15 protein-coding genes and 2 tRNA genes are annotated in these 15789 nt (G+C 40.4%); 11 read left to right on the forward strand and 6 right to left on the reverse strand.

Annotated features, from left to right (window positions below; all coding sequences use genetic code 11):
• Positions 1-3: 3 nt before the first annotated feature.
• Complete coding sequence (locus KQP93_RS09395; RefSeq protein WP_217874160.1) at positions 4-630, reverse strand: riboflavin synthase subunit alpha; 627 nt, start codon at positions 628-630, stop codon at positions 4-6.
• Positions 631-724: 94 nt separating this feature from the next.
• On the opposite strand from KQP93_RS09395, the gene KQP93_RS09400 reads away from it, so the two are divergent.
• The 4 genes from KQP93_RS09400 (at position 725) to KQP93_RS09415 (ending at position 3467) form a co-directional block, all read left to right on the forward strand.
• The gene (locus KQP93_RS09400) at positions 725-2083 is read left to right on the forward strand and encodes an MATE family efflux transporter (protein WP_217874161.1); all 1359 of its coding nucleotides are present in this window, start codon (positions 725-727) and stop codon (positions 2081-2083) included.
• Complete coding sequence (locus KQP93_RS09405; protein ID WP_217874162.1) at positions 2058-3077, forward strand: DUF3080 family protein; 1020 nt, start codon at positions 2058-2060, stop codon at positions 3075-3077. The genes KQP93_RS09400 and KQP93_RS09405 overlap by 26 nt, the downstream gene beginning before the upstream one ends.
• 114 nt (positions 3078-3191) lie before the next feature.
• Positions 3192-3268 (forward strand) — tRNA-Val (locus KQP93_RS09410).
• Between the two features lie 122 nt (positions 3269-3390).
• Positions 3391-3467 (forward strand) — tRNA-Val (locus tag KQP93_RS09415).
• A gap of 233 nt (positions 3468-3700) precedes the next feature.
• Here the strand turns inward: KQP93_RS09415 and KQP93_RS09420 are convergent.
• The 3 genes from KQP93_RS09420 to fucP all read right to left on the reverse strand — a co-directional run bounded on the left by KQP93_RS09420 (position 3701) and on the right by fucP (position 6363).
• Complete coding sequence (locus KQP93_RS09420; protein WP_254907658.1) at positions 3701-4486, reverse strand: IclR family transcriptional regulator; 786 nt, start codon at positions 4484-4486, stop codon at positions 3701-3703.
• 106 nt (positions 4487-4592) lie between these two features.
• The gene (locus tag KQP93_RS09425; protein WP_217874163.1) at positions 4593-4946 is read right to left on the reverse strand and encodes an L-rhamnose mutarotase; all 354 of its coding nucleotides are present in this window, start codon (positions 4944-4946) and stop codon (positions 4593-4595) included.
• 1 nt (position 4947) lies between these two features.
• Complete coding sequence (gene fucP, locus KQP93_RS09430; protein ID WP_217874164.1) at positions 4948-6363, reverse strand: L-fucose:H+ symporter permease; 1416 nt, start codon at positions 6361-6363, stop codon at positions 4948-4950.
• 322 nt (positions 6364-6685) lie between these two features.
• On the opposite strand from fucP, the gene KQP93_RS09435 reads away from it, so the two are divergent.
• The 7 genes from KQP93_RS09435 to KQP93_RS09465 are packed head-to-tail and all read left to right on the forward strand — an operon-like array spanning position 6686 to position 12935.
• Positions 6686-6985, forward strand: coding sequence for a UxaA family hydrolase (locus KQP93_RS09435; RefSeq protein WP_217874165.1), 300 nt, complete (start codon positions 6686-6688; stop codon positions 6983-6985).
• A gap of 1 nt (position 6986) precedes the next feature.
• Positions 6987-8171, forward strand: coding sequence for a UxaA family hydrolase (locus tag KQP93_RS09440; protein WP_217874166.1), 1185 nt, complete (start codon positions 6987-6989; stop codon positions 8169-8171).
• Between the two features lie 16 nt (positions 8172-8187).
• The gene (locus tag KQP93_RS09445; protein ID WP_217874167.1) at positions 8188-9336 is read left to right on the forward strand and encodes an alpha-hydroxy acid oxidase; all 1149 of its coding nucleotides are present in this window, start codon (positions 8188-8190) and stop codon (positions 9334-9336) included.
• Between the two features lie 21 nt (positions 9337-9357).
• Entirely contained in the window at positions 9358-10404 is a 1047-nt protein-coding gene (locus KQP93_RS09450) for an aldo/keto reductase (protein WP_217874168.1), read from the forward strand.
• Entirely contained in the window at positions 10401-11261 is an 861-nt protein-coding gene (locus tag KQP93_RS09455; RefSeq protein WP_217874169.1) for an amidohydrolase family protein, read from the forward strand. Before KQP93_RS09450 ends, KQP93_RS09455 begins: the two co-directional genes overlap by 4 nt.
• 22 nt (positions 11262-11283) lie before the next feature.
• Positions 11284-12060, forward strand: a complete 777-nt coding sequence (locus KQP93_RS09460; protein ID WP_217874170.1) for an SDR family NAD(P)-dependent oxidoreductase — start codon at positions 11284-11286, stop codon at positions 12058-12060.
• A gap of 20 nt (positions 12061-12080) precedes the next feature.
• Positions 12081-12935 carry a fumarylacetoacetate hydrolase family protein gene (locus tag KQP93_RS09465; protein ID WP_217874171.1) on the forward strand — a complete coding sequence of 285 codons (855 nt, stop codon included), beginning with the start codon at positions 12081-12083 and terminating at the stop codon, positions 12933-12935.
• A 237-nt stretch (positions 12936-13172) separates the two neighbouring features.
• Here KQP93_RS09465 and KQP93_RS09470 read toward each other — a convergent pair whose 3' ends face one another.
• On the reverse strand, positions 13173-13487 hold the full coding sequence (locus KQP93_RS09470) for a DMT family transporter (RefSeq protein WP_217874172.1): 315 nt from the start codon (positions 13485-13487) through the stop codon (positions 13173-13175).
• 191 nt (positions 13488-13678) lie between these two features.
• The gene (locus KQP93_RS09475; protein WP_217874173.1) at positions 13679-15625 is read right to left on the reverse strand and encodes a glycoside hydrolase family 97 protein; all 1947 of its coding nucleotides are present in this window, start codon (positions 15623-15625) and stop codon (positions 13679-13681) included.
• Between the last annotated feature and the right edge of the window lie 164 nt (positions 15626-15789).

Consider the following 15789-nt stretch of genomic DNA (forward strand, 5'->3'; position numbering starts at 1 on the left):
TATTTATTTTGCTTGTTGCGAGAGATAATTTTCGACTGTGTTAATAATGGTATAAGTTTGCTGATCGACTTCGATATTTAACTTATCGCCTTCGCGGTAGTTATCTAGGTTAGTGATAGAGAGTGTTTCTGGGATCAAGTGTAGCCAAAAGCCCTGCTCATCAACTTCACCTACAGTGAGGCTTGCCCCGTTAACGCTTACAAAACCCTTATAAAGCACGTATTTTTGCCACTCTTTTGCTAATGCTAATTGCATTTTACAGTTGTCTTGATAGTGGTTAATTGAAAGTATCTCGGCCATACAATGAATGTGACCCGACACGATATGCCCGCCTAATTCAGTACCAAAAGTCACTGAACGTTCAAAATTCACCGTTTCATTGACAGCCAGCATACCTAGGTTGGTTAACTTTAATGTTTCATCAATCACATCAAAATTTATAACACAGTACCCTTTAGTGTCTGATGCAAACTTCACCACGGTTAAACAACAACCATTAATGGCTATGCTCGCGCCGATATTCAGGTTTTCAGCATATTGCTGCTCTACTTGTAAAGCTAGCCTTAGTACACCGCCTTGGTTAGTAGCATCAACCACAACGGCTTGCGTTTGCACAATTCCAGTGAACATCGCTTTCTCTTTTATTCATTAAATAGATAACTGCGATTTTTATTGATCTATGAATAGATTACAATGGCTGTCTGTTTATTTAGTCGTGTAATTTATGTCTTTTTGTAGTTGGGAAGCCAAAAGGTTAATTTCGTTAGCCATTCCTGTTTTTTTGGCACAGGTAACCCTTATTTTAATGACGGTTGTAGATACCGTGATGGCAGGCCAAGTAAGTGCAATAGACTTGGCGGCACTTTCTATTGCAACAGGTATTTGGAATCCGTTAATGCTTGCATTGCAAGGCATATTATTGGCGTTAACGGGTATCATTGCGCAGTTTGCTGGTTCAAACGATAAACAAGGTATTAGCCACTATTTTCAACAAGGTCTGTATCTGGCGTTAGTACTTGCCATAATCGGTTTAGGGCTGGCAAGCCTTGCTGATTCGGTGCTTAGTCAATTAGATACTTCACAGTCTATTACCCATTTAGCTGAGCAATACATTCATTTTGTTAAATGGGGTATTTTTGGCTTTTTACTTTTCAGTGTGTATCGCAATATCACTGAAGGTATGGGAATGACCAAACCTGCTTTTTACATTAGCTTAATTGGCTTAGCGGTCAATATTCCGGCCAATTACGTATTTATACACGGTAAATTAGGTTTTCAAGCCTATGGTGGCGCAGGCTGCGGTATTGCCACGGCGCTAGTATTTACAGCAATGGCGTTAACTCAGGTTATTTATTGCCAATTTAGTAAAAAGATTGATGCTAAAGCATTATTAGCAAATTTCAGAGCGCCAAAGCCCGCTACTTTATGGACTATCACCAAAGTGGGTATTCCAATTTCATTAGCTACTTTTTTTGAAGTAACGCTATTTGCTTGTATTCCTTTGTTTATAGCGCACTTAGGTGCAGTTGCTGTTGCGGGTCACCAAATTGCGGCCAGTGTGACGACATTATTGTTTATGATGCCGTTGAGCCTCTCAATTGCCATTAGCATACGAATAGGTAATTTATTTGGCCAACAACATTATCAGCAGTTAAAAAATGCCGTTAAAACGAGTTATATTCTCGCGGCAATTATTGCTTTTCTGCTGGCAAGTGTGACCTTTTTTGCCCGTGATATTATAAGCCAATTGTATTCTGACAACCCTGAAGTATTGGCCCTAGCTTCTTCAATCATGGTACTGGCTTGTATCTACCAGTTACCAGATGCCCTGCAAGTTTCTGCCAATGGTATTTTGAGGGGATTAAAATACACGGCACCAATTGGTTATATCACCTTTGTATCCTATTGGTTGATCGGCTTTGCGCTTGGCTTCGTACTTGCTCGTACAGATTTAATTGTTCCAGCAATGGGCCCTCATGGCTTTTGGATAGGCATTATTGTGGGGTTGAGTGCCGCAGCAATTATGTTGATGCTCACTGTTCATAGGCGATTTAAACATGCACCTTTTTTGCAATACCAATAGCCTTTTAAACTCTTTCCTCGCAACAGCGTGTGTTGCACTTATTGCCTGCACGCCCTCATCCGGTGATGTAAATAAAACCTACGCGCAAAGATTAGAAAACGTGCTTAAAACCGAAAGCTTTAAGCTATCTAAACCGAGCACATTAACTGTTAAGCATTTCACTCACGGTATTGAAGATAAAGCAACCATTGGTATGCTTGAGCTTGCCCAGTTGCGTAAGTGTAAACTCGCAACCCTTATTGCTGAGCACAATAACCAGCTTGGCAAAACTGCAACACCAGCTAATGTTCTTAGTTATCAAATTAAGTTTATACAAAGCGCAAATGAGTGCTTAGAAAGCTTGGGTGAGCAAGAAGAGTTATTTGAAAAAATAAAACTCACCGCAGAGCAAAAGCAAGCAAGTCTCCCTAACTACTTTAAAGCTATGCTGCTCAACGAAAGCGAATTCAAGCAAAGCTGGCATATAAGCTCGACACACATTGATGAAAACACCGCAGGTTTTAGCGAAACCGTGAGCGCGATGGAGCAGATTGCTAAATTAAACAGCCAAATTAATACCGGCAGAATAAACGCTATAGAGCCTGAGCTAATCATCAACCAACTCGAAGTATTAAACCGCTTTAAATACAACAAGCTGTTAATTTCGGCGGCAAGGTTACAAACACATTACAATCAACAAATAACAGCGCTGCTCATGCAGTACTCAAAAGATGAGCTCTGCCCTGCTAACAAGAATAAACAAAAGGCACAAACGCTAAGTAATGTGTTTAAAAAGTTTTATTTAGAGCAATTACAGCCCTATCAATCATTCTTAGTGGGTCGATTAGAAACCCTACAACCCCTTTACCAGCAAATATGGCATGACACCGAATTGGCCCAGTTTGTAAATAGCGAAAGTAATGACGCAATTTTACAAAGTCTTAAGCGCTCTGCTAAAAGCCATGTCACTTGGTGGCAAGGTTTTTATAGAAGGTGCGAAATTAGTCCGTTATGAATAAAAAAACAGCACTTAGCATAAAAATAGCTAAAGCTGCTTGATTCACACAACCAGTCGCTATATATTAGCCTCCGTTGTTTAGCCACACTAACAACTGTTTAAAATCAAAATACAACCGTAGCTCAGTTGGTTAGAGCACTACCTTGACATGGTAGGGGTCGGTGGTTCGAATCCACTCGGTTGTACCATGATTTAGGTATAACCAAAGGAAAGAGCACTACCACTCTTAACGGCCCGGTCCAAAGGTCGGTGGTTCGAATCCACTCGGTTGTACCAAAACATTTAATCTACTTCAGAATTAAATGCCTGTACGACCGTAGCTCAGTTGGTTAGAGCGCTACCTTGACATGGTAGAGGTCGGTGGTTCGAATCCACTCGGTCGTACCAATACTTAATTTTCCAAATTTAAAATATTCCTTAGCTCAGTTGGTTAGAGCACTACCGCTCTCTATGACCCACGCCAAAATCGGTGCTTCGAACCCACTCGGTTGTACCATGATTTAGGTATAGTATAGACAAAGGAAAGAGCACTACCACTCTTAACGGCCCGGTCCAAAGGTCGGTGGTTCGAATCCACTCGGTCGTACCAATTCTAAATTTGTCTAATTTAATAATTGGGATCACTCATACCCTAATAGCTTCGACATTTCTAAGGCTGTTGCTTTCATATTTTCGTGGATCACATTCATACCAGTTGAATGAGAGCCGTCAGTGAAATCAATAAATGGCACAACTAACGCTGCTGCGATTTGACCTGTTGCATCAAACACCGGATAACCAATATCATTTACTCCATGAGCTTGTGCACTGATCACACTTTCATACCCCTGAGTTTGAACACGACTTATAATATCCTCAAGTGCTACGGTATTTGACTGAGGGTGGTCACTAGGAATTCGACTGAGCATCAATTCACGCTTTTCTTGTTCAGAAAACGCCAACAATAAATGCCCTGAGCAAGTATTTACTAAAGGGGCTTCAGCCCCAAGCCTAACGCTAAAGATACGGGCTGAAGGCGAGTCTTGCTGAACCACAACATGACCTTTTCCTTCATAGTAGATTACTAAATGACATGACTGCTCAATGGTATAAGATAACTTGTGCATTAAAGGGTTAGCTAATGATGTTAAACGCTTAATAGGTGGGAATTGATTCGCTAAACCAAAAAGTTTTAAGGTCATTCTATGTCTATCGCTACCCACAGGTGTTTCGATATAACCACGTTGCTCTAATACCGCCAGCATTCTAAACAACTCGCCGACCGAGCGATCTAGTCTCGTTGTGATTTCCGTGATATTGAGACCGTCTACTTCACTTGAAAGTAACTCAAGTAAATCCAATCCTTTTTCAAGCGCTGGGGCAGAATACACTTTTTTCCGTGCTTTAGAATCCTTTTCGTTTTCCACTGATTTAGACCTTAATATTACTTACTAACTCTTTGGCTAGCTATAAATTTTCCTCAGATTTAAAGTATACCTTAGTTTCATTTATAAGAAAAAGCGCAGTAACTGTTTAAAAAGCTGCTATTTGTTCATCAAGAGAAAAAATCCGTTTAACAAGCCGCCACTTACCAAGTTTACTACCTGTCTCATCAATCTTTTGAAACTTTTCCATTAATGTTTCCCACTCCTGAACTTTACTATTTTTTGAATCAAGTTTTGCTTTTTCTTCAAAGCTAAATCCATCTGATGTCTCCAGTATCATAATTAATTGCGTGTCTAATCGATGGATCACCATATTAGTTATACCAGCCTCTTGTATAGCGGCTACAACCTCCGGCCATACATTGCCCGGTGCATGATACTTCTCATATTCTGCAATTAAATCACTATTATTTTGAAGTTCTAAAGTTAAGCAAAATTGCATACTATTTTTCCTCTTCGTTAGTGTGTACACAGATTACTCGATAGGCAAAGACAGTTATGAATATAAAACATATAAAAGGAAGAACAAATGACGTTTGTACAGAACTTAACGACTTTATCAGCGGCTCAGAATCAATCATAAATCCTTGTAAAGGTGGCATAAGTGCGCCCCCTACAATTGCCATAACAAGACCCGCTGACGCAATACTTGCATCATCTTTTAAACCGCTTAGTGTGATGCCATAAATAGTAGGGAACATCAAAGACATACAACCCGAAACAGCAATAAGGCAATAAAGTCCTGTCATTCCCCCTGTAAATATAACCGCAATCATTAAGCACGCAGCACAAATTGCAAAAACGATGAGCAAAATTGCTGCATTAAACCAATTAAGTAAATACGTACAGACAAAACGACTTACCAGAAAAATGCACATAGCAACAATATTAAAGTTCTGCGCTTGGGATGCAGTTAAACCCACTTCAGTCATTCCATAATGAATAATAAATGTCCAACACATAATTTGTGCGCCCACATAAAATACTTGTGCTATTACTCCCTCAATATACCGTTTATTCTTCAAAAGTCGGATAAACACCTGTTTCAAGTCACTGTTACTTTTAGTTACTTTATTAACCTGTGTATTTGGTAAGCGATAAAATAAATAGATAAAAAATAGCACAATAACGATGATCGCGATGACTACATAAGGGCCACGTACAGTTACTAAGTCAGCAGCTTGCATTGCTTGATGTTTTAATGGTTGTTCTATAGAGAGCGTATGAAGTGCCTCTGTTAGCTTTCCATCAACGATGGCTGGAAGGAGCTTCGCATATTCAGGATGCTGTAGTTTTTCTTCAGCTCTAAACTGTTCGAGTTGAAGCTTATCGAGAATCAAAGTTGAAGCTACAAACATCCCCACCAAAGATCCTATCGGATTAAATGCTTGCGCTAAATTCAAGCGTTTTGTTGCAGTTTGTTCATCCCCCATTGATAAGATATAGGGGTTTGCTGTTGTCTCCAATAATGCTAACCCACAGGTTAATATACATAGTGCGGCCAAAAAGTAGTTAAATTCCATATAATAACTAGCAGGTATAAAAAGTAATGCACCAAAAGCATATAGGCCTAATCCAAGTAATATTCCAGATTTGTACGAATAATGACGAATAAATAGTGCTGCCGGAATCGCCATTACCCCATAACCAAAATAAAATGCAAATTGCACAAGACTACTCTGTGCATTTGAGATCAGAAATATATCTTTAAAAGCTTTTACCAAGGGGTTAGTAATGTCATTTGCAAACCCCCAAAGTGGAAAAAGTGCTGCAACTAAAATAAAAGGTATAAGCATGTCCTTTGCAATTAGGGGTGCTGTTACTTTTCCCTCTCTTGTTCTTAAATTAAGTGTGTTCATCGTTTGTCATGCTCTTTGTCAATTGTTTTTAATTCGGTCTTTTAAGTACTACCTATCAATAGAAGATTGCACGTAAAATTTATATATGCAATTTAATTTCATATAAGAAAAGTAACAATTTAAAATTAATCTTTAAAAACAGATGTTTAAAATTTCTCTTTTTAAAAAAACTGATCAGGTCAAAAAATTAGCGCCTTAATATGTAAGGAAAGGTATTGACTTGGATATTCATTAAACATATTTTATATATGAAAATTAAATTCAAACATGAAATTATATTGCTAATCTTTTATTGGCTGCTAACTTTTAATGAGAGAGTGAAATGTCTGAAAAAAAATTTGTGTTACTGCATGAGCAAGATAACGTTATTGTTTGTTGTCAGGCTGCGTACCATGGTGAAGCGATCACCATTGCAAATGATGAGCTAACGCTTAATACAGATGTCACTGTTGGTCATAAAGTTGCCTGCCGTGCAATTCAAAAAGGTGAACAAATTTTAAAATACGGTGTGCCTATCGGATCTGCCACTGACGATATTAAAAAAGGACAGCATGTGCACCTTCACAATATGAAGAGTGACTATATAGCAAGCCACACTAGGCACTCAGTTAGTGGAGATTAATATGCAGGGCTATTTAAGAAGTAATGGTAAAAAAGGTATTCGTAACACTGTAGTTGTTGCCTATTTGGTTGAGTGTGCTCACCATGTCGCTAGGACAATAGTTAATAAGTCGAACAATCAAGATATTCAGCTTATTGGTTTTCCGGGCTGTTATCCAAACAGCTATGCTCTTTCGATGATGACTCAACTATGTACCCACCCTAATGTTGGCGGTGTTTTGCTCGTATCTTTAGGTTGTGAAGGATTTAACCGAGAGCAACTAAGTGAAGCAATTAGTCAGTCTGGCCGTCCTGTAAGCACGCTTGTTATCCAAAATAATGGGGGTACTAAAAATACAATTGCAAAAGGGGTGCAAGAAGCTACTACTATCTTAGATCAAATTTCATCATGCCCTGTTGTAGACATGAGCGTCGATGAACTAGTCATTGGCACTATTTGCGGCGGCTCAGACGGCACCAGTGGCATTAGCGCAAACCCGGCAGTTGGTAAATGTTTTGACCGATTAATTAAAGCTGATGCAACCTGTATTTTTGAAGAAACCGGCGAACTTGTCGGTTGTGAGCAGATTATGGCTCATAGAGCAGAAAGTCCTGAACTAGCCAAGCAGCTCATTAATTGTGTCGTCAAAGCAGAAAATTACTACACTAAAATGGGCTATGGCAGTTTTGCCCCAGGCAATGCTGAAGGCGGTTTAACAACCCAAGAAGAAAAATCAATGGGTGCCTATGCCAAGTCTGGCGCATCGCAAATAAACGGCATTATTAAACCAGGAGAAAAGCCAAATAAAAAAGGCTTGTTCTTAATGGATGTGGTGCCCGATGGCGAACCAATGTTTGGTTTTCCGAATATTTCTGACAACCAAGAGATTGTCGAAATGATAGCCTCAGGTGCCCATATCACCTTATTTACCACAGGCCGCGGCTCTGTTGTTGGTTCAGCCATTTCACCGGTTATTAAAATCTGCGCCAATCCAGAAACCTATGCAAACCTCAGTGATGATATGGATATCAATGCCGGCGCTGTCATTGAAGGAAGTAAAACCGTTAAGCAAGTGGGTGATGAGATTTTTGACTTGATTGTTCGAGTCGGGAATGGTGAACAAACCAAATCTGAGCAAATGGGCCATCAAGAGTTTTTATTAACTTATAAAACCTTCGACAGCATTGGGCCAGCGTGCTTGAAATAAGGCTGAGGAATTCATCATGAGCAATTACTTTAACCACCTTTACCCTGACGTTGCAGACCTTAAGAAAAAAGCCAAGCAACGCATTCCTCGCTTTGCCTTCGATTACCTTGAAGGCGGCTGTATGCAAGAGCATGGTGTAAAGCGAAATAGAGATGACATCAATAGTGTGCAATTACGCAGTGAGCTATTAAAGCCATTTGCAGGTAGCAGCCAAACAGTCGAGTTATTTGGGCATACTTACGCTGCCCCATTTGGTATTGCGCCGGTTGGTTTACAAGGATTAATGTGGCCAAAAGCCCCAGAAATTCTTGCAAAAGCCGCCGCTGAAAAAAACATTCCTTATGTATTAAGCACCGTTTCGTCATCTAGCCTTGAGCGAATCGCAGAAGTATCACAAGGCCATGCGTGGTTTCAGCTTTATAACCCAACCGATGAAAAAATTAGGCTTGATTTACTCAATCGCATCAAAGCAGCCCACTACCCTGTTCTTGTGGTAACCGTTGATGTGCCTACCTTTGGCTACAGGCCGCGAGATATTAGAAATGGTCTCGCTATGCCACCGAAAATGACCTTGTCTAATATTATGCAAATGCTGACAAGACCTCGCTGGCTTTATGAAACCGCCCTTGCTGGCAAGCCAGAAATGGAAACCCTAAAGCCTTATATGCCAAAAAATATGCCCACCGATGAGCTGGCAGCCTTTATGAATAAAACAGTCATGGGCCGCGTTGATCTGGAAGGTTTAAAGCCAATTCGCGATTTATGGCAAGGGCCTTTGATCATCAAAGGGTTAATTAATGAGTCTGATGTACAAGCAGCCATTGCGCTCGGCGCCGATGGGGTTGTTATGTCAAACCATGGTGCACGTCAGCTAGATGCCGGTGAATCTCCAGTCAAACCACTGCAAACAGTCGCTGCCAAGTATTCAAAAGACATCAAAATTTTTATGGATAGCGGGCTTCGTAGCGGAACAAATATAGTGAGTGCACTTGCAAGCGGCGCCGATTTTACATTTTTAGGCAGGCCCTTTGTGTATGGCGTTGGTGCCCTAGGCGATAAAGGCGGCATTCACACCATCAATGCCTTGATGATGCAAATTACACAGATCATGAATCAGCTAGGCTGCGCCTCAGTGTCAGAATTGCCTGAATTTTTGGTGAAGTAAGGAAAACATAAGAGGTATGTTATGAAAAACACATTTAAAACGCGCCCGCTTGGAAAAACCGACATTGAGGTTTCAACCCTCGGCTTTGGCGCGGCCTCTATGGGTAACCTATATCAAGCAGTGAGCGATGAAGAAGCTAAAAACACCTTAACAGCAGCAATTGATGTAGGCATTTCATTATTCGATACCGCTCCTCGCTATGGTGCGGGCTTAAGTGAACGTCGTGTTGGTGATGCCCTAAGAGGCCTTGATAAAAAAGAGTATATCTTATCAACCAAGGTTGGCAGATTGATCAAACCCGATCCTCATGCTGATGTAACACAACTTCGTCATGGTTTTGCTACGCCAATGCCTTTTGATGCTCAATATGACTATAGCTACGATGGCATTATGCGATCTTTTGAAGATAGCCAACAACGTTTAGGCTTAGCTGAAATTGATATTTTACTCGTCCATGACCTAGGGATTGATACACACGCCGAGCAAGATGCTTTTTATTTTATGCAATTTGAGCAAGGTGGTTACCGAGCGTTAGAAGAGCTCAAAGCGAGTGGGCAAATTAAAGCAATCGGTTTAGGGGTTAATGAAGTAGAGGTATGCCAACGAGTGATGGCAATTGGCCAGTTCGATTGCTTTTTATTAGCCGGTCGTTATTCGTTATTAGAGCAACAACCTCTCGATGATTTTTTACCTGCATGCATAGATCATGGTGCGTCTATTATCTTAGGTGGCCCCTATAACTCGGGTATATTAGCAACGGGCGTTCGCAACTTTCAAAACCCGTACTACAACTATCAACCAGCTCCTCAAGAAATCATCGAGAAAGTCGCCAAAATTGAAGATATTTGTTTTGATCATAATGTCACTTTAGCGGCTGCGGCTTTACAGTTTCCACTTGCGCATCCTGCTGTTGCCTCTGTTATACCAGGGCTTGGTAACGAAAAGCGGGTCAACAAAACTGTCGAGTTATTTAATCAAGCTATCCCAAAACTGTTTTGGCAAGATTTAAAAACAGCTGGGCTTATTGCACAGCATGCGCCTACTCCAGAAAGCGGAGACGCATTATGAGCACTGTCAGCACACTCAATCCAATTAAGAAGATAGATAGCCATCAACATTTTTGGCAATTGAGCCGTGGCGACTATCGCTGGTTAACTGAAGATTTAACCGTGCTTTATCAAGATTACTTGCCTGAAAGGCTCACTACGACCCTTGCTATTAATGACATTGCTAACACCATAGTGGTGCAAGCGGCCGACTCACATGATGAAACGCGTTTTTTACTGCAACTTGCTAAGTCATACAGTTTTATTGCTGGTGTTGTTGGTTGGGTCGACTTTACCGATACAAACGCTCTAAGGCAGTTAACCTTATTTGCAGCAGATCCTAAATTCAAAGGTGTACGCCCAATGCTACAAGACATTGAGCAAATTGATTGGATCTTAAACCCAGAGTTTACGCCAATTTTTCAGTTTTTAGCGGCGCATAACCTTTGTTTTGATGCACTAGTTCATGAGTGCCATTTGCCGCATATCGTTACTATTGCAAAGCGGCATCCTGATTTAAACATTGTTATTAATCACTTAGCTAAACCAGATTTAACAAAGCCAAAGTGTGAGCAATGGGAAGACTCACTCTACCAACTAGCATGCTTAAACAATGTTGCAATTAAGTTTTCTGGGCTCATGTCACAAGCTAAAGCAAATTGTGTAGACATCGACACATATCGGCCCTACTTCGAGCTCATTTATCAGTTATTTGGGGCCAACCGAATATTATGGGGCAGCGACTGGCCTGTAGTTAACATGAATGGCTGTTATACCGACTGGCATTACATCAGCGATGTACTGATAAGTGTTCTACCAGTCTCTGAGCAACGAAAGATTTGGTCCGATAATGCCAAAAGACTATACCGATTATTTTAATTTCCCCAGTTAAGGACATTTTATGACCCAGCAAAATACTAAAAAAATTGCCCTAGTAACCGGTGGCGGAAGCGGCATCGGGCGCAGCATCTGTTTACGCTTAGCAAAACGTGACATGCATATCATCGTTGTTGATTTAAATCTTGAGGCTGCAAACTTAGTGAAAGATGAAATTATTCACGAAACAGGCAGTGCCGATGCGTATGCCGTTGATGTTGCAAACCACCAGCAAGTTCATGATTTATTCAATACGATTACGAAGCACTACCCCATTGATATTTTGGTTAACAACGCGGGTATTGCGCACATCGGCAATATCGAAAACACCACAGAAGCTGATTTAGACAGACTCTATAACATTAATGTTAAAGGCGTTTATAACTGTATTCATGGTGCCATTAATAGCATGAAATCGAGAAAAACAGGCGTCATTATTAACCTAGCTTCTGTCGCATCTTCAGTCGGTATTGCCGATAGATTCGCGTATTCAATGACTAAAGGTGCGGTATTAACCATGACCTATTCAGTTGCAAAAGACTACATAAATGATGGCATACGGTGTAACTGTATTGCTCCTGGTCGCGTGCACACCCCTTTTGTCGATAACTTTTTAGCCAAAAGTTACCCAGATAATCAGGCTGAAATGTTTGAAAAGCTATCTAAAAGTCAGCCTATAGGCCGCATGGGTAAACCAGAAGAAATTGCAGGCCTTGTCGATTACCTCTGCTCAGATGATGCAGCCTTCATTACCGGCAGCAATTTCCCTATTGATGGCGGTTTCGTCACCTTAAATAATTAATAGAAGTAAAGAGAATCATCATGAAACTACTAAGATATGGCCCACATGGCCAAGAAAAACCAGGCATCATAGACAGCGAAGGCAAACTTCGTTGTTTAAGTGGTGTTATAAGTGATATTAACGGCAACACCCTGTCAGCAGATACACTCCTTACTATTAATCAGCTTGATTTAAGTTCTTTACCGCTTATCGAAGAGCCTGTACGTATCGGTTCGTGTATTGCTGATGTAGGTAAGTTTATTTGTATTGGCTTAAATTACGCTGATCATGCCGCAGAATCTGGTATGGCAATCCCAAAAGAGCCTGAAGTATTTAGCAAGGCCACCAGTTCTATTAGTGGCCCTAACGATAATATAATCAAGCCTAAAAATAGCGAAAAGCTAGACTGGGAAGTTGAACTTGCCATTGTCATTGGTAAACACGCCTCTTATATCGATGTAGAAAACGCTTATGATTACATTGCCGGTTATTGTGTATGTAACGATGTGTCTGAACGAAACTTCCAATTAGAACGTGGCTCACAGTGGGACAAAGGTAAAGGCTGTGACACGTTTGGCCCACTTGGCCCATGGTTAGTAACCAAAGATGAAATTTCTGATCCACTTAATTTAGATATGTGGTTAAAGGTGAACGATACCCAATACCAAAACGGCAACACCAAAACCATGGTGTTTGACCCAGCGTATATCGTTAGTTATCTCAGCCAATTCATGAGTTTACAGCCAGGTGATGTTATCTCTACCGGAACGCCACCGGGTGTTGGTTTAGGGCAAACGCCACCGGTTTATCTAAAAGATGGCGACACCATCACTCTAGGCATTGAAGGCCTTGGTGTACAACAGCAAATCGTCGTTGATTATAAAAAATTACACTAAGTAATAAATCCCAAATTACATTTGATCTAGACCCAAAATCCGATAGAGCAACAGCCTATCGGATTTTTATACTAATTCGCTTAATTAAGTGATCTATTTTGAAGCAATAAAACCTCGTTGATAGCAAGGCAAAAATTTCGTTATTTAGTTGTTCTAAATCAGAAATTTTTAACGCAGATAGCGACAGGTTTAATCCTTCAAAATGATTAAGTATTATTGCGGATTGGTATTATTTAACTAATTGGCGAGTTTCAAACCAATAATGCCAAGGGCAATCAGCAGTAGGCTTGCTATTTTTAATAGGTTTACGCCTTCTGATAATAACGTCATGCCAATAATTGCAGAGCCAATTACGCCGATACCTACCCAAACCGCATAAGCCAAACTAAGTGGTAATGATTTCAGCGCTACGCTTAAGCAATAAAAGCTCGCAGCCATGGTTAAGATTGTAAAGAATGAAATGAGTGGTTTTGTAAAACCGTTTGATTGTTTTAGGCCATAAGCCCAAGCGACTTCAAGTAAGCCAGCAGTAATAAGTAGGATCCAATTCATGGTCGACCTCTTTAAGGGGTCGTCCCCGAATTTAAATTACAACTTTAAGGTCGTCCTTAAAGCGGTGCAGTACATCACCACACCCGACGAAACTTAGCACGCCCAAGTTAGTAAGGCAACTATAGCCAAAAAAGCGAGCAATCTACTCGCTTTTCTCTACTTGGTTTTGTTTATCGCCTATTAACTCACATTTAGCGACCAATAATCAATGCGCCACCTTGAGCTAATAAGTTTAAGGTTAACTTACCACTACTACTTACTGTGACTTTCTTAGTACCAGCGCTACCATCTTTGTTATCAAACAACAGGGTGACTTTTTTGCCCGCTAACATAGGTAAATCAATATCGAATGTTTTGGCTTTATTTTCACCATTCACGGCTGCTACCCACCATGTTTGCTGATGACGCCTTGCTATCGTTGCATCTTGACCCGGCTGACCAGCAATATAGCGTGTTTCATCCCATACAGTTGGCATCACCTTTAAAGTATCAATAACAAATTGAGGTTGCTCTTCAAGGTTATTTGGCGTCAGGCCAAAATGTTGCACTGGTGATTGATAAAGCACACCTGTTGCCAGTTCAAATGTATCTGTGGTTTTGCGAATAGTGCCGACTGTTTGATCTTGAGATAAGCGTTTGTTTAAAAACACTGGGGCAAAATCCATAGCGCCAATAGCATTACGAGTGAACGGTAGAATAGTCGCGTTATAGGCATGTAAGTCTAACGAGTTTTGATGAAAAACAAGGTTTTCCGATGCCAGTACCGCTTCAGATGTGACGAAGTTAGGATACATTCTTTCCCAGCCACGCGGTATGGTGCTGCCATGAAAGGTGATCACTAAACCATACTGATTTGCATCTGTAAGAATATCTTCATACAGTTTAATGGTTTCTTGTTTATCACCACCAAAAAAATCTACTTTAAGCCCTTTAACACCAATGCTTTGCAACCACGCCATTTCGTTTCGACGTGCAGGTGCACTGTTCATTCTATTTTGCGGGGTCTGTGGTGCATCATTCCACCAGCCATTTGAGTTGTACCACAAAATAACATCAACGCCCTTACCATTGGCGTATTTAACCAATTCAGCCATTCTCTCGCGGCCAATGTTTTTATCCCACCAGTTATCGATTAATACATATTCAAAATTTAATGATGCAGCTAAATCAATAAATTTGATTTGATCATCGTAGTTGATACTTGGGTCTTGCCAAACAATCCAGCTCCATGTTGAACGACCCATTTTATATTCTTGGCTTGCTTGATAAAGCGGTTTAACCAAATCAAATGCCACAGTTGATTCAACAATTGGTTTTAAACTTGTTCCTAACGTAATGGTACGCCAAGGTGTAGTTGCAGGTATTGCCATAGCCGCATAAGTTGCACCAATACCATTGTTTTCACCGGCCTGAGGAAATGAAATGCGATATACACCGTCTTTCGTGCCTTCGCTTAATTTTGAGCCAACATAATGGCTATCAACACCGGTTTCAGAAATTAGTAACCAACCTTTATCGCTATTTTTAAATAATGCAGGAAAGGTATAGCCCACGCCGTTCGCTGACGGTGTTCCAAGGGCTTCGTTAAAGGTGTAAGGCTCTTCGTAACTTGGTTTTGTTTGCATCCAGCCCGTTTCAGGTAAGGCTTGAGGGCTTATAAACGTGGTTGCATTATCTGGTAAATTAAAAGCACTATATTCAGCTAACACCTTAATACGGGTATCTGTTTCAGCTCCCGATATCTGATAACGAAATGCAACATCGCTATCAGACACGTTAAACTCGACTCCTAGTACTTTGCCCTCTTGGTTTTCAAATTGCGCTTTTAAGGTATTCGCCGTGTAGTTTACTTCACTCACCTTTGCATTATGCAGCTGATATCTTTCATTGACTGAAGCTGTTGTATGGCTTTTATATTTTAGGCTTTGTGAAAAATCACCTAGGTTGGTATTTAAACCAAGCTGTGATTGCTGCAAAAACTCTTGGTTGCCATAATTTACGCTATAAACAAGCTGATTTTGTTGTTTTTCGAGTTTTACAGTTATTTGTCCATCTGGGCTTGTAACGCTAAGCGGTAATTGTGCGTGAGCAAGCATAGAGCTTATGAGAAGTGATATATAGAGACTTGGTTTTATCATTATTGTTATCCTTAAGCTGTAAAAGCATTAAGTGATATCATAATACAAATATAAAGTTTTTGTCACCCAAGCCTATTAATATTCGTAGTGATCGTAAAATGTACTCCACCCGTTAGATATTGTTACAGTTGCTAGGTTGTATATTTACAGCAAAAGGCTAAGCT

The sequence above is a fragment of the Pseudoalteromonas shioyasakiensis genome (assembly GCF_019134595.1).
In the GTDB taxonomy this organism is placed as follows: domain Bacteria; phylum Pseudomonadota; class Gammaproteobacteria; order Enterobacterales; family Alteromonadaceae; genus Pseudoalteromonas; species Pseudoalteromonas shioyasakiensis_A.